Here is a 13323-nt window from a genome sequence, read left to right as displayed (position 1 = left end):
TCAAGGAGCGGTAATTTGAAGGAATAAACACAGATGCATAACGATACTCAAAGCCGCGTGAATGCAATTCGCGAATGGCTAGCACAACACAATATTGATGCCCTACTTGTCCCACACGAAGACGAGTACTTGGGCGAATACGTACCGGCTCACAATGAGCGTCTACATTGGTTAACAGGCTTCACGGGTTCAGCTGGAGCTGCTGTGATCACTAAAGACAAAGCAGCAATGTTTGTCGATGGCCGCTACACAGTCCAAGTGACCAAACAGGTGCCAGCGGAGCTTTTCGAATATCGTCACCTGATTGAAGAGCCAGCTCTTGATTGGATCAACGATCACCTTGCTCAGGGTGCATCTGTTGCTATCGACCCTCGTATGCATAATTCCGCATGGCTAGACGTTGCACACGCAAAACTAACGGGTGACATTGAACTTAAGATCTTAGAAAGCAACCCTATCGATGAATTGTGGAGCGACCGCCCTGCACCTGTTGTTTCCGACGTGCGCCTAATGCCAACAGACGCTGTTGGTCAATCAAGCGAAAGTAAACGTCAAGAGATCGCTGAGCTTGTTAAAAAGGCAGGCGCTGATAGCGCAGTTATCACTGCTCTAGACTCTGTTTGTTGGCTGCTCAATGTACGTGGTTTAGATGTATCACGTTTACCTGTTCTGCTCTCTCACGCAATTCTGCATTCAAACTCTAGTGTTGAGTTCTTTTTAGACCCGGCACGCATCCCTGCTGAGTTTGATGCACACGTTGGTGCTGGTGTTACTGTTCATCACCCAGAAGCACTTCAATCTCGTTTAGAAGTGCTTACTGGTAAAAACGTACTTGTGGATCCTGCAACCAGCAACGCATGGTTTAAGCTAGTGCTGCAAAATTCAGGCGCGAACGTAGTCAGCAAAGCAGACCCGTGTCTTATGCCAAAAGCGGCGAAAAATGCTATCGAAATCGCAGGTATGAAGGCGTGTCATGTTCGCGATGGTGTAGCGATGACTCAGTTCTTATGTTGGTTAGATGCTGAAGTTGCAGCAGGTAACCTACACGATGAAGCGACACTATCTGATAAGTTAGAAGCTTTCCGTCAGCAAGATCCAACACTCATGGATCTTAGCTTTGATACTATTTCTGCAGCCGGTGGTAACGCAGCAATGTGTCACTACAACCATGAGAATCAACCAGAGCCAGGTAAGCTTGAGCTTAATAGCCTTTATCTTGTCGATTCAGGCGGTCAGTACCTAGATGGCACAACCGATATCACTCGTACCATTGCGATCGGGCAACCATCACAAGAGATGATCAAGCAGTTCACCTTGGCACTGAAGGGTCATATTGGTGTTGCTCGTGCTCGTTTCCCGAAAGGCACTCGTGGTTATCAGATCGATACCCTAGCTCGTCAGCACCTTTGGGCTGAAGGCTACGACTACGATCACGGCACAGGTCACGGCGTAGGTCATTTCCTAAGTGTTCATGAAGGCCCAGCGAGCATTTCTAAGAAGCAAATTGATGTACCGCTAACCGAAGGTATGGTGCTATCTAATGAGCCTGGTTACTACCGAGCGGATGCCTTTGGTATCCGTATCGAGAACCTAGAGCTTGTGGTTGAAACACCAACTCAAGGTGACTTCCCTGTTCTGTCATTTGAATCACTAACACGTTGCCCAATCGACAAGCGCAACATCAATGTCGATATGCTAACGCGTCCGGAACTAGCATGGCTAAACGACTACCATCAGAAAGTGTGGGATGACATCGGTCCACTAGTCGAAGGTGATGTGAAAGAGTGGCTACGTGCTGCGACTCTACCGGTAGCACACTCATAAGCTGCTAACATCACCGTTGCTAAGTATATAAAAAGGCTCTCCATCGGAGAGCCTTTTGTTTTGGGTAACCTAGCAAATTTTATGTGTTCTGGCTTATGTTTCACGTGAAACACTATCTGTATTGATTAACCAGAATAAGCTGAGTGCCAATCTCGCCACACAGGGTCAAAACCCTTCGCACGGATCATATCCTCTACCGATGCCGCACTGCGTTCATCACTGATCTCAAACTGTTCCAGCTCAACATCGTCCATCGCGTAGCCCCCAGGTTGAGTTTTCGATGCGGCAGACATTGAAGTGATACCAAGAGGTAACACGTTATCCCTAAACGCCGGCGATTCTCGTGTCGATAACGATAGTTCAACCTCAGGGTTCAGCAAGCGATAAGCACAAATCAACTGCACTAGCTGCTTATCCGTCATCACTGACTTAGGTTGTAAAGCTCCTTCACATGGGCGTAAACGTGGAAATGAGATCGAGTAACGCGTTTGCCAATACGTTCGCTCAAGGTAATCCAAATGCGCAGCAACAAAAAAGCAGTCTGTGCGCCACTCCTCCAACCCTATCAAAGCTCCGATACCAATTTTGTCGATGCCTGCTTTGGCCAAACGATCAGGTGTATCTAGGCGATACTCAAAGTCTGTTTTATTACCACGCAGGTGGTGTTCACCATAGGTAGATGGATGATAGGTTTCTTGGTAAACCATTACAGCATCGAGACCTAGCGTTTTAAGCTCTGCATATTGCTCTTGGTCGAGAGGCTGCACTTCCATCGCAAGGTAGTTAAACTGATCCTTAATCATCGGAACCATTTCACGGAAGTATTTCATCCCGACTTTGGTTTCATGCTCACCGGTCACCAATAACACGCTATCAAACTTCATCGCCTTAATAGCATTGATTTCAGCAGTGATCTCATTACGGTCAAGTGTTTTGCGCTTAATTCGGTTCTCCATCGAAAAGCCGCAATAGGTACACGCATTGGCACATAGGTTTGACAGATAAAGTGGTATGTACAAAGACATCGTATTGCCAAAACGCTTACGTGTCAGTGAATACGACAGCTGTGCCATCTGCTCAAGATAAGGCTCTGCAGCAGGAGAAATGAGAGCCTTAAAATCTTCCAAGTCGCGCTTGGGTTTGTTCAACGCACGTTCAACATCACTCGCTGTTTTGGCATAGATCGACATCGAAATGTCATCCCAATTGAGCTCATTAAACTGATCCACAAAACTCATGGTTAGTCCTCGTCAATTCTTTAAAGCTCATCTAAGAAAGAAGTGAGCGGGCTTGAAGCCACAGCATGCGACACCTTGCCAGCTAAACCAGCCTCATAAGCCATTCGACCAGATTCAACAGCCAGTTTGAATGCTCTCGCCATCGCAACCGGATTGCTCGATGCAGCGATTGCCGTATTGACTAGTACTGCATCGGCTCCCATCTCCATAGCACGGGCAGCATGAGAAGGTGCGCCGATCCCAGCATCAACCACGACTGGTACGTTTGCTTGGTTGATAATAATCTCTAAGAAGTCATGAGATACAATCCCTTTGTTAGACCCAATTGGAGCACCAAGCGGCATCACTGCAGCACAACCAACTTCTTCGAGTCTCTTGCACAATACTGGGTCGGCGTGACAATAAGGCAGAACAATAAAGCCTTCACGTACCAATTGTTCAGCAGCTGCCAGTGTTTCAATAGGATCAGGCATCAGGTATTTTGGGTCTGGGTGAATCTCTAGTTTTAACCAATTAGTACCCAATGCCTCACGAGCTAACTGCGCAGCAAACACAGCATCTTTCGCATTCTTCGCCCCTGAAGTATTTGGCAGCAAACTTACACCCGCCTCAACTAAAGGTCGTAAGATGTCGTCTTGCTGGTCGTTTACATCTACACGTTTGAGAGCCATAGTCGCGAGTTGAGAGCCAGAGGCTTGTATCGCTTCAGCCATTAACTGGCTATTGGCGAACTTCCCAGTACCTGTAAATAGCCTTGATTCAAATTGTTTATCTCCGATATTTAGCATCTCATTATCCCCCTGCTATTGCTTGAAATAGGGAGATGCTATCCCCCTCACTAAGTAACGTGCTGCCCCATTCACTGCGAGGTATCACTGTATTATTGATAGCAAAAACACAGCCCATTTCAGGTAACTCAAATTGATGGATGATTTGCTGCAGATTGCTTTGATTTGCAATTTGTTGCGGCTGTTCGTTGATGACGATTTTTATCATTTCATCACGTTCAGCTACGCCCAGTTTGCTTACTTGTTCTAATAATGTCATTGCTCTTAATTCTCTATATTGCGTATAACCCAGTCCTAACTGCAAACCTGACAGCTGTTCTCTTTTGTAATCGCTAACGTCTGCCACTTCATCTTTAAACCATCAAAGAGGTGCAGCTCTCCTGCCTTAACGTAGAACTTACCCGTCGCCAGCTTTTGAATGGCAGCCAAGGCTTGGTAATTTCCCATTGTCCCGACAACGGGACCGACAACACCTGACTCGCTGCATTTTTGTGTCTGTTTTAATTCATCAAATGGATACAAGCATCGATAACAAGCAGCTGACTGTTGTGACGCTTGGTTTTCAAATACGGCAAACTGACCCTGCCAGCCAATAGCGGCAGCCGATACAAGCGGGGTGTTTTGCTCGAAGCAGGTTTGGTTTATCAACTGTCTTGTCGTCATGTTGTCGCTGCAATCCAAAACCACATCAGCCAACATAACCTCAAGTGAAAGCTGACCGGAGTCTAAACGCTTATTGATGGTACGTACCTGCACCATAGGATTGAGCTGTGCTAACTGCTTTGCTGTCGCACTGGTTTTAGGCGTGCCTAGGTCTCGTTCTCGGTATATGACTTGTCTTTGTAGGTTACTGCTCTCAACGGCATCATCATCCACAACCACAAGCTTGCCGATGCCTGCTGATGCTAAATACAAACAAGCAGCACTGCCTAAGCCTCCACAACCAATCACCAAAACATGAGATTGGCCAAGCTGAACTTGCCCATTCTCACCCACTTCAGGTAATGAAACCTGACGTTGATAACGTAGGAACTCTTTATCATTCAGCACAGACTGCCCTCTGCTCATTCCGATTTTTTCTAACAAGCACGTCCTGGCTCGCCCCCATCAAGTTGGCAAAGAAATCAATCACCAACTGTGGGTCACTGGATAAAGTAATCGCTCGAACAACCGCGAGGCTCGATACACCACACTGCCAAACCTGGTCAGCATTACTTTGATCAATGCCGCCGATTGCAACGGTTGGAAAGCCTAATTGTTGGTTGGTGCCGCTTTTAGCTATGCCATATGGAATGGTATCGATAAGCTTCTGATACAGAGCTAAGCGAACTAAACCTTGTGGCTTAGATGGCATCTCTTTGGTAGTCGTTGGGAAGATATGCCCTAAGGCAATATAGCTTGGATGAATCTGTACGATTCTCAGCAACTCGTAATAACCGTGCGTCGACAAACCAAGATGTACCCCTGCTTTACTTAACTGCGCAAGGTTTGACTCTTCGATGTCTTCTTGGCCAAGGTGAACACCATAAGCACCATGCTTGATGGCAAGTTGCCAGTAATCATTAATAAAGACTTGCGCATCGTATTGACGCCCCAATTCGATCGCTTTCTCTACTTGTTGCTCGAGGTCTGCTTGTTGTGGTTTTTTAATCCGAAGCTGAATGGTTTTAATACCCATCGGCAATAGACGTTCAATCCACGATACATCATCGACAACCGGATAGAGCCCGAGACTAGGCTTGGCTAATGTTGGAAAGCCGACGCTCTCACCGTTAGCAGACCAGCCAACTTGTATGCCTAAACGGTCATCCTCAAGAACAGGAGTAGGAAAAGCACTAGACTCGAATGCCCATATCTTCAAAACATGATTTGACGACATTGTGCGGATATCAAAAGCCGATGTTTCACGTGAAACATTCCCTGTTGGCGACATCATCGCTCGCGCTAGAGTTAATACATCCTCGATCGGAAAATCGAGTATCGACAGAGTCACGAACCAAGCCAAATGCAATTCTGGATACAAATGCTTGGCTAGGTGTGGAGCAACAGAAAGCGCTCTGGCTTCATTATTTATAGGGTGACGCCAGATATCTAATTGAATGGAGTTTGGAACCTCGTTCAACGGTTGGTCTGGAATACCAATGTAGATGTCGTTTGACTCTTGATGGCGACACTCTCCAACGCTCAATTCTGAACGATAGTGGAGTATGTAATCCGAATCTTGAGAACAATCAATACTAGAGAGAATATCGGTCGATAGGCTTGTGATATGTTGGTCGTGAATGAGCTGTATCGATTGAGTTGGGCTCACACCCAACTCAACATTTTCGATAATAAAACCCTGCTCTTTCGCCAACAACAAACATTGTTGAACCAAGCCAGTTAGCTCAATCAATGATGACGGAATAAGGATTTTATTCATTAATCAGCCACCTCTGCGGTAGCAGCCGGATGATAGAGCTCAGATCCCGTTTCACGGAACTCTTGCGATTTTTGACGCATCCCTTCTAGTGGATCATCAAGCATTTTAATCGATATCGCTTGGTCAGCAGCAACCTGCTCTGTGTCTTTGGCGTATTCGCGCACCTCTTGCGATATCTTCATTGAACAGAATTTAGGTCCACACATAGAGCAGAAGTGAGCAACCTTACCTGACTCTTGTGGCAAGGTTTCATCATGGAAAGCTCGGGCCGTTTCAGGATCAAGAGAAAGGTTAAATTGGTCTTCCCAACGGAACTCAAAACGCGCTTTTGATAGAGCGTTATCACGTACTTGCGCACCAGGGTGACCTTTCGCTAAATCGCCTGCATGCGCAGCAAGCTTGTAGGTAATCAGGCCGGTTTTAACGTCTTCTTTGTTAGGCAAACCAAGGTGCTCTTTTGGTGTTACGTAACAGAGCATCGCACAGCCGTACCAACCGATCATCGCAGCACCTATTCCCGAGGTAATATGGTCATAGCCGGGTGCAATATCTGTTGTGAGTGGGCCTAGCGTATAAAACGGCGCTTCATGACAATGTTCAAGCTGCTCGTCCATATTCTCTCTGATCATATGCATAGGCACGTGACCAGGACCTTCAATAATTACCTGAACATCATATTCCCAAGCAATCTTAGTCAACTCACCCAGTGTGCGAAGTTCGGCAAACTGAGCTTCATCATTAGCGTCAGCGACAGAACCTGGACGTAAACCATCACCTAATGATAGAGCGACATCGTACTTAGCACAGATCTCACAGATCTCTCTGAAGTTCGTATATAGGAAGCTTTCTTGGTGATGAGCCAAACACCACTTAGCGATGATTGAACCGCCTCGCGAAACGATACCCGTCACACGCTTCGCCGTCATCGGCACATAACGAAGTAATAAGCCTGCATGGATCGTAAAGTAGTCAACGCCCTGCTCAGCTTGCTCAATCAAGGTGTCTCGCATCACTTCCCAGTTTAGGTTCTCAGCAACGCCATTAACCTTCTCTAGTGCTTGATACATAGGAACCGTACCGATCGGCACTGGGCTATTGCGCAAGATCCATTCGCGTGTCTCATGGATATTACGCCCAGTAGATAGATCCATTACTGTGTCGCCGCCCCAGCGAGTTGCCCATACCAACTTTTCAACTTCCTCTTCAATAGAAGATGACACGGAAGAGTTACCGATATTTGCGTTAACCTTTACAAGGAAATTTCGGCCAATAATCATTGGTTCCGATTCCGGGTGGTTAATATTGGAAGGGATAATCGCGCGCCCCTCAGCGACCTCTTTGCGAACAAATTCTGGTGTAATGTCTTTAGGCAGGTTAGCCCCAAAACTCTGGCCTGGGTGCTGCTGTGTGAGCACTTCGTCGCGATACTGGGCTCTACCCATATTTTCACGCAGCGCAATGTATTCCATCTCAGGCGTAATAATCCCCTTACGCGCATAGTGCATCTGAGTAACACATTGACCATCTTTAGCACGTCGAATACGTGGTAGATTACCGTAACGAAGCTCATCTAAGGTTTCATCTTCAAGGCGTTCTTTGGTGTAAACCGAACTCACGTCATCGAGTAGTTCGGTATCTGAACGTTCCTCAATCCAACCCTCTCGCAGCTTCGGTAAGCCGTGATAAAGATCGATTTCATGTTGTGGGTCAGTGTAAACACCCGATGTGTCATAAACGCGAATAGGCTCATTTGGCTCAAAGATTGGCGCTTCTTTGGTACCACCGATCAAGCTGTCCGCAAGATATATCTCACGCATTGGGACACGAATATCGGCTCGAGAGCCTTCAACATAAACCTTGGTTGAATTTGGATACGGTTGTACCGAGAGAGTTTCTATAAACTGTTTTGCTTCCAGTCTCGCTTGCTTGCGATTCGACATAGCATTTTTCCTTGCTTCGTTATTCTAGATAATAAATTCGGATAAAAATGCTTGGCGGAAAGATGCGACAAGAGGAGCTGAACATAGGTATACCCAGGGCGGGTAAAAACGGCCTAATGCTTAGCTTAATGATAGGTCTGCTAGAGAGAATTCCAGCAAGGATATCTTCTCTTGTTCCCTTCGCAGGTATTAACCTGATCAGGTTCAACGGATCCCGAATGAACGGTCTCAGCCTTATGGCACTCCGACAAGTGAATTCAGTATATAAAATCGGCTTGGTTAAACCAAGCCGACCTGTGTGATTTTGATACGAATCTAGAGAACTAACTCTTAATTAGCAACTGAAAACCAATCCAGGCTGCCGAAATGCTCAATACCACATTAAGTAGCACGTTGAGTCCCATCTTGAAAAAAGCACCCTGCTGCATCAATAACACGTTATCCATAGAGAAAGTGGAAAACGTTGTTAATGCACCTAAAAAGCCTAACCCAATGATCTGACGCCACGGTTCAGTTGCGAGCATCTCATTTTCGAATGCTGCGATCAGTAGACCCATAATAAACGAACCGACGACATTCACCGTCAGGGTGCCATATGGAAAACCACGACCCAATAACACAACACATAACTCAGAAATTAGATAACGAGAGCACGCACCAAATGCACCGCCGATGGCAATAAACCCCAAAATTGAAAACTGACCCATAATTCCCCCACATAAGACTTAAGGATATTCTAGCCTTACTCGATTTTTTTTCGAGATAATTAGTGAATAAATTACTTGGATAAATTTCAAGATTAAAAAGTTACAGGTGTCACTTTACTTCGATATAACCCATCAAGCCCGTCTTCATGTGTTCAATCACATGACAGTGGTACATCCAACGGCCAGGATTATCAGCAACAAACGCTGCTTTCGCACTGCCATTCTTACCAAGCAGAACCGTATCGGTATGGAATGGCTCTTCAACTTTCTTTCCATCCAGCTCAAGTACAGTGAATGTATGACCATGGATATGGATCGGGTGGTGATACTGAGTCACGTTCTTGAGATCGAAAATGTATGTCTTTCCTAACTCTAACGTCGCAAGCGGTTCAGGAATATTATCCTTACTCATCCCTTCCCATGCGCGCTTGTTCGTCAGCCAGAATTTTGGCATCGACTTGCCATCTTTTCCTGTCGGACTGATCGCTCCCTCCCACTCAAATAGAAAATCGATTTCGGTGGCATTCTCGAGATCTAGATTAGGAACCGGGTTGAGTGGTAAAGCAGGTAATGTCTGCTCAGATGGCAAGTTTGAGTCCACGACTTCTAATGAACATAATGAGAATGGAAAGCGTCCTTTCATCTGTAAGACATTTATAGTGGTGCCCTTAGTCGGAGCAACAAATCCAATATCGACTCGCATGCCCGGGCCAATCTTATGTTGTGTTAGTCGATAAGGGGTTTTGACAGGGTTGCCATCGATAGCAATAACCCAAGCCTCCACACCCTCGACCGCAATAGGATAGGTAATCGTATTGTCGACATTAGCGATTCGAAGGCGTGTTGTCGCATATTGCTTGATCTGGTAGTTCGGTTCATGAACACCATTTACGCTGCTCCACTCGCCAGGAGTACCCATACGAGCACTCATTCGTGGAATCATCAGATCCTTCCACTGCCCTTGCTTATCAAGATGCCAATGTTTAAGCATCAGCGGTAACTCTTCATCAAAAGCAACGGGCTGAGACTCTTCAACAATGATCAGCCCTACTAACCCCATTCCTAACTGCTTAACGCTATTCATATGTGGGTGATACCAGAAAGTACCCGCATCTGGTGGAGTAAACTCATAAACAAAGGTCTCTCCAGGCATGATAGGAGGCTGACTTAGGAACGGCACGCCATCCATTTCGATTGGGATTCTTAAGCCATGCCAGTGGATTGTGGTTGGCTCTGCGAGCTTATTAGTAAAACGGATGACAACCTTCTCACCTTGACGACAGCGAATGGTAGGTGCAGGTATTTGCCCATCAAAACCAAGTACTTTAGTCGTGTATCCTGGTACTAACTCGGCTGTGGCCGGCTCAGCCGTTAGGTCGTATACGTATCGTCCTTTTTCATCGACAGATTGAGTAACACTACAAGCGGGTAAAATGGACAGTGCTGATATAGCAATAGAAGACTTAATAAACTGACGACGAGAAATATCCATACTGTTCTACTCTTAAATTAACCTGCGTAAAATGTAACAGATTATTAATAACAATTCTCATTACGGATCTAATTTTTAGTCTTAGGTAGCCTTGAGCAGATCGCTTTTTCTTTGAATGGTGCAAATAAAAAGGAGACGTCTCCGTCTCCTTTACAAGCAACAATCGAGTTATAAGCTATTGAAGCTTAAAGCGACCAACAATCGCGAGCAGCTGCTTGTTGCTATTGGTCAATTGAACTGTGCCTGCTGTAGCTTGAGCACCATTATCTGTAAGTTCATTCACCATCCCCTGAATCGTTGTCATGTTACGACTAACCTCATCAGTTACTGCACTTTGTTGGCTCGCTGCCGTAGCTATCTCAAGGCCAAGATCATTAATTCGCACAATCGAGTTAACCATTACGTCTAAGCTCTGATTAACATTTTCTGTGGTGTGTGCTGTTTCTTCACAGCGTACTTTGGTGTCATCCATGGCTTTAACAACGGTCTTAGTTCCCTCATTTAAGTTCGCCAACATGCTGTTGATCTCTGAAGTACTTTGTTGAGTTCTCGCAGCAAGCGCACGAACTTCATCAGCAACCACCGCAAAGCCACGCCCTTGCTCTCCTGCTCGCGCTGCTTCAATCGCTGCATTGAGTGCGAGTAAGTTAGTTTGGTCTGCAATCTCACCAATAACCGTTAGAACAGAGCCAATCTTTTGCGAGTCTTCGTTCATCGATTGAATGCTATGAGCCATAGCTTCAACCTCATCAACTAATTCAGCTACGCTACGAACAGCGCTTGCAACAACCTCTTTGGACTGACTAGCCTCATCATTAGTCATCTTAGTAAATTCAGCTGTCTTAGAAGCGCTCTCAGCGACACTATCAGCCGTTGAACTCATCTCTGTCATAGCAGTGACTACCTGTGTAGTCTCCATTGCATGAGAGGTCAGTACGGCTTCATTATTATGAGTTTGCTCTTCGAGTAAATGGATGTTTTGCGATATCTGGTTTGAAGCACTGGTCACTTCAAGCATCATTGCCTGTAGGTTACTAATAAACGTATTTACTGCCTGTGCTATCTGACCAAGGTCATCCTGAGAATGAACCTCTAATCGACGTGTCAGGTCACCATGTCCTTGTGATAAATCTAATATCGTACTCTTCAACGCTAGGATTGGTCGGTATGCGTAGTTGAGAATCACTAGGAAAATCGCACAAGAGATCGTAAGTAGAATAATGGCAGAATAGAGGGCGGCTTCTAATGCTTCATCCATCTCTGCATAGGCGATAGATTTGTCGACGCCTACAAGTAAATGCCAAGTCACTCCATCATCAATTCGGATTGTTTGGAAGAAAGCCACTTTGTCGACTCCTCCCAGGCTATAGTCTTGCATACCAGATGGAATAGACAGCAGAGAATCAGTCAGTGGCTTGAGATCAGCAAAGTCATAGAGTTTTGTCTCACCTGGAACATCAACTTCTCCATTAGAGGCAATCGTTAGACTGGTCTGGTCATATAGGCCCATCATAGCCCCAGGGAAAGGCGCTTTTCTTACCAGTTCATCAAGCAGAGTAAGCTCGATATCTGCAAGCAATACACCTTGTAGTTGACCTTGTGCATAAAACGGTTCTGCAATGCTGACCATTAAACTCTTCGTCAACGCATCACTGTAAATATCTGTCACGATAGTGCTGCGCTTAGCAACTGCCTGTTTATACCAATCTCGTGTTCTTGGGTCATACTGTGACAGGTCGCGTTTGCCACTATTGTTCCCGTAAGAACGCCCATCTTCATAACCAACCAAAATATCAGAAGCTGGAGAAGTATTCGCGATCTGTCTGATCATCAATAAAATTTGCTGGTCATTATCAACAGAAACGAAGTCAGGTGCATTCGATACTAAGCCCGATTTAATGGTATCTAACCAAGTGGTAATAGTGTCGCTCGTGGTCTCAATCTTCAGCATCGAATATTCATTAATCCGTTCTTCAATTGACGCTGAAAGTTGTTGATAGGATAGGTAACTAGATACCGTTAATGACATTGTAATTAAGAGAATGACAACGGTAACCACTCTTCCCTTAAAGCTACTTAACACATTCATTTTTAAGCTCTATTTTATAAATTTGAACAAATGTATCATTATTGAGACTTAACTTAATTACATTGCAATAAAGTTAATATGTCGATCACACTTTTATTGCACAAAATACATTCACCCAATAAATGCAATCAAGTATTAAACCTATGATTAGATTGATTAAACAGTGGAAGGGTTTAGTTGTGTACTGGAAGATGGTAGTTGTCGGCTAAGTCTGACAGTTCAGGATTAAGGTTCCAAAGATCGGCAACGTTGGTAAGTCGGTTCTAAATACGTATGTGCTTATTTCTGTGAAATTAGCGACGGGACAGACACTGCAGCAGTATAACGTAAAGGCTCACATTGAAAGACACGAGCCTTTGAATGCCAACACTGCTTTGCAGAAGCAATAGACGTAAAAAAGCCCCAGCATTTCTGCTGAGGCTTCATATATGGCAGGGGTGGAGAGATTCGAACTCCCAACACGCGGATTTGGAATCCGCTGCTCTGCCAATTGGAGCTACACCCCTAAAATTTCAATACTGTAGATTCGAAAAAACCTCGCACTAGGCGAGGCTCTCGAATAAGTGGCGGAGTGGACGGGACTCGAACCCGCGACCCCCGGCGTGACAGGCCGGTATTCTAACCAACTGAACTACCACTCCGCAGTGGCTTACTTGCTTTTAGCAAATGTCCATAAATTAAAGCCTGGCGATGTCCTACTCTCACATGGGGAAGCCCCACACTACCATCGGCGCTATTGCGTTTCACTTCTGAGTTCGGCATGGAATCAGGTGGGTCCACAACGCTATGGTCGCCAAGCAAATTCTTAAAATCTGGAAAGCTG

General features: G+C 45.5%; 10 protein-coding genes, 2 tRNA genes, 1 rRNA gene and 1 riboswitch. Of the genes, 1 reads left to right on the top strand and 12 read right to left on the bottom strand.

Features of this window, described 5'->3' with window-relative positions:
• Window positions 1-33: 33 nt before the first annotated feature.
• Complete coding sequence (locus tag L1D60_RS22915; RefSeq protein ID WP_239843121.1) at window positions 34-1824, top strand: aminopeptidase P family protein; 1791 nt, start codon at window positions 34-36, stop codon at window positions 1822-1824.
• 125 nt (window positions 1825-1949) lie between these two features.
• On the opposite strand, the gene thiH is transcribed toward L1D60_RS22915, so the two are convergent.
• The 12 genes from thiH to rrf all read right to left on the bottom strand — a co-directional run bounded on the left by thiH (window position 1950) and on the right by rrf (window position 13298).
• A complete protein-coding gene (gene thiH, locus L1D60_RS22910) occupies window positions 1950-3062 on the bottom strand; it encodes a 2-iminoacetate synthase ThiH (RefSeq protein ID WP_239843120.1) in 1113 nt (370 codons plus the stop codon).
• A gap of 20 nt (window positions 3063-3082) precedes the next feature.
• Window positions 3083-3850, bottom strand: a complete 768-nt coding sequence (locus tag L1D60_RS22905; RefSeq protein ID WP_239843119.1) for a thiazole synthase — start codon at window positions 3848-3850, stop codon at window positions 3083-3085.
• Window positions 3851-3854: 4 nt separating this feature from the next.
• Complete coding sequence (thiS, locus tag L1D60_RS22900) at window positions 3855-4058, bottom strand: sulfur carrier protein ThiS (RefSeq protein WP_345772883.1); 204 nt, start codon at window positions 4056-4058, stop codon at window positions 3855-3857.
• 86 nt (window positions 4059-4144) lie between these two features.
• A complete protein-coding gene (locus L1D60_RS22895; protein WP_239843136.1) occupies window positions 4145-4900 on the bottom strand; it encodes a HesA/MoeB/ThiF family protein in 756 nt (251 codons plus the stop codon).
• Complete coding sequence (locus L1D60_RS22890; protein WP_239843117.1) at window positions 4890-6272, bottom strand: thiamine phosphate synthase; 1383 nt, start codon at window positions 6270-6272, stop codon at window positions 4890-4892. Before L1D60_RS22890 ends, L1D60_RS22895 begins: the two co-directional genes overlap by 11 nt.
• Window positions 6272-8212 carry a phosphomethylpyrimidine synthase ThiC gene (thiC, locus tag L1D60_RS22885; protein ID WP_239843116.1) on the bottom strand — a complete coding sequence of 647 codons (1941 nt, stop codon included), beginning with the start codon at window positions 8210-8212 and terminating at the stop codon, window positions 6272-6274. The genes L1D60_RS22890 and thiC overlap by 1 nt, the downstream gene beginning before the upstream one ends.
• Before the next feature lie 158 nt (window positions 8213-8370).
• Window positions 8371-8469: riboswitch (TPP riboswitch) on the bottom strand.
• 66 nt (window positions 8470-8535) lie between these two features.
• A complete protein-coding gene (crcB, locus tag L1D60_RS22880) occupies window positions 8536-8919 on the bottom strand; it encodes a fluoride efflux transporter CrcB (protein WP_032552243.1) in 384 nt (127 codons plus the stop codon).
• Window positions 8920-9028: 109 nt separating this feature from the next.
• A complete protein-coding gene (locus tag L1D60_RS22875) occupies window positions 9029-10411 on the bottom strand; it encodes a multicopper oxidase family protein (RefSeq protein ID WP_239843115.1) in 1383 nt (460 codons plus the stop codon).
• A 175-nt stretch (window positions 10412-10586) separates the two neighbouring features.
• Window positions 10587-12500 carry a methyl-accepting chemotaxis protein gene (locus tag L1D60_RS22870; RefSeq protein WP_239843114.1) on the bottom strand — a complete coding sequence of 638 codons (1914 nt, stop codon included), beginning with the start codon at window positions 12498-12500 and terminating at the stop codon, window positions 10587-10589.
• A 429-nt stretch (window positions 12501-12929) separates the two neighbouring features.
• Window positions 12930-13006 (bottom strand) — tRNA-Trp (locus L1D60_RS22865).
• 58 nt (window positions 13007-13064) lie between these two features.
• Window positions 13065-13141: transfer RNA gene (locus L1D60_RS22860), tRNA-Asp, on the bottom strand.
• Between the two features lie 41 nt (window positions 13142-13182).
• A 5S ribosomal RNA gene (gene rrf, locus L1D60_RS22855) occupies window positions 13183-13298 on the bottom strand.
• Window positions 13299-13323 lie beyond the last annotated feature (25 nt).

Origin of the sequence: Vibrio sp. Isolate30, assembly GCF_022397975.1 — a bacterium.
Lineage (GTDB): Bacteria > Pseudomonadota > Gammaproteobacteria > Enterobacterales > Vibrionaceae > Vibrio > Vibrio fortis.
This window is presented reverse-complemented; position numbering and strand designations above follow the sequence as displayed.

Coding starts and splice junctions, on each gene's coding strand:
- L1D60_RS22915 (WP_239843121.1), top strand. CDS start 34: ATGCATAACGATACTCAAAGCCGCGTGAATGCAATTCGCGAATGGCTA.
- thiH (WP_239843120.1), bottom strand. CDS start 3,062: ATGAGTTTTGTGGATCAGTTTAATGAGCTCAATTGGGATGACATTTCG.
- L1D60_RS22905 (WP_239843119.1), bottom strand. CDS start 3,850: ATGCTAAATATCGGAGATAAACAATTTGAATCAAGGCTATTTACAGGT.
- thiS (WP_345772883.1), bottom strand. CDS start 4,058: ATGATAAAAATCGTCATCAACGAACAGCCGCAACAAATTGCAAATCAA.
- L1D60_RS22890 (WP_239843117.1), bottom strand. CDS start 6,272: ATGAATAAAATCCTTATTCCGTCATCATTGATTGAGCTAACTGGCTTG.
- thiC (WP_239843116.1), bottom strand. CDS start 8,212: ATGTCGAATCGCAAGCAAGCGAGACTGGAAGCAAAACAGTTTATAGAA.
- crcB (WP_032552243.1), bottom strand. CDS start 8,919: ATGGGTCAGTTTTCAATTTTGGGGTTTATTGCCATCGGCGGTGCATTT.
- L1D60_RS22875 (WP_239843115.1), bottom strand. CDS start 10,411: ATGGATATTTCTCGTCGTCAGTTTATTAAGTCTTCTATTGCTATATCA.
- L1D60_RS22870 (WP_239843114.1), bottom strand. CDS start 12,500: ATGAATGTGTTAAGTAGCTTTAAGGGAAGAGTGGTTACCGTTGTCATT.